This is a genomic window from Paraburkholderia sp. RCC_158 (genome assembly GCF_041355255.1).
Taxonomy (GTDB): Bacteria; Pseudomonadota; Gammaproteobacteria; order Burkholderiales; family Burkholderiaceae; genus Paraburkholderia; species Paraburkholderia graminis.
This window is the reverse complement of record NZ_JBFUPM010000074.1, coordinates 1-1,330: the sequence shown is the minus strand read 5'-3', so window position 1 is coordinate 1,330 and position 1,330 is coordinate 1. Positions and strand designations below refer to the sequence as shown.

The window sequence follows — 1,330 nt, the reverse complement described above, 5'->3', positions numbered from 1 at the left end:
GGGCGGATTCAACCGGTCGTCGCAACACTGGATTGTTGAACAGATTTTAGATACTCGTCCAGAGCTTCGGCCGGTGTTTTCCAACCAAGTGTTTTCCGGGGCCTGCAATTCAGTGCATTGGCAACGGCCTGGATTTCTCTCGCGCTCCACCGAGACAGGTCTGTGCCCTTTGGAAAGTATTGCCGCAGAAGGCCGTTCGTGTTCTCGTTCGTGCCTCGCTGCCAAGGACTGTGTGGGTCGGCGAAGAATACCTTTACTCCAGACTCGACGGTGAAGCGGGCGTGATCAGATAGTTCCTTGCCACGATCCCAGGTCAATGATCGCCACAACTGGGCAGGCATGTCCGTTACGGTCTTCTTAAGCGCATTGGCCATCGTGACAGCCCCGTAGCCGGCCAGCGCAGGGCCATTCTTCGTTCTGGGAATCAGCCCATAGCCTTTCTCGCGCGGTAGGTGGACGAGCATGGTGAATCGGCTTGAGCGCTCGACCAGCGTTCCGATCGCGGACCGGTTCAGGCCGATGATCAGGTCTCCCTCCCAATGCCCTGGCACAGCACGATCCTGCGCTTCTGCGGGCCGGCTAGAGATCATCACATCTTCGCTGACGTGCGCCCACGCCTTGGCTTGTGCCCTGGCCCTCGGTACGCGTAACGCCCGCCCGGTGCGCAGGCAGCTGACCAGTTCGCGCTTGAGAGCACCTCGGCCCTGGATATAGAGAGCCTGGTAAATGGCTTCGTGAGAGATGCGCATGGATTGGTCATCCGGGAAGTCGGTCTGCAGCCGGTTGGAAATCTGTTCGGGCGACCAGCCATTGACCCATTTGCGGTCACTGCGATGCGGTTTGTTTCTCCCTTTGAACGGTACTTGCCGAGGTCCTGCAATCTCACGGCCAACAACGTCGCGAACCTTGCCCTCCAGACGGTCTTGCACGTAGTCGCGCAGCTGTGGATTAGTCACCAGTTTCGACGGTTTGGGTCTCCTGGCAACCAGTTCGGCCTTCCACTGTGCGACCGAAGCGCGATACTCAAGCTGACCGCTACGAGTTGCAGCATTACGTGTCAGTTCCCGGGAGATCGTTGACGGGCTGCGTCCGATACGGCGAGCGATTTCGCGTACTCCGACGCCTTGCAGCGAAAGTAGTCCAATCTCTTCTCGCTCCGCGAACGACAAATACCTTCCCGACAGGGGGATCGACATAAAAAGTGGCATACCGCCACTATGCCGGAACCAGCGAGTGCCTACAGCCTGCGACACGCCAACGGCATCTGCAGCCTTCTCGCTTGTAATGCCTGTCGCGATTTGCTTCCAGAATCGTCGCTCAGTTTCGCGCC

The 1,330-nt window shown here is 58.6% G+C and carries 1 protein-coding gene; it reads right to left on the bottom strand.

The window, feature by feature from the left end; translation table 11 throughout:
• Window positions 1–8: 8 nt before the first annotated feature.
• On the bottom strand, window positions 9–1,330 hold a 1,322-nt coding region (locus AB6809_RS36180; RefSeq protein WP_371028605.1), incomplete at its 5' end, for an IS30 family transposase.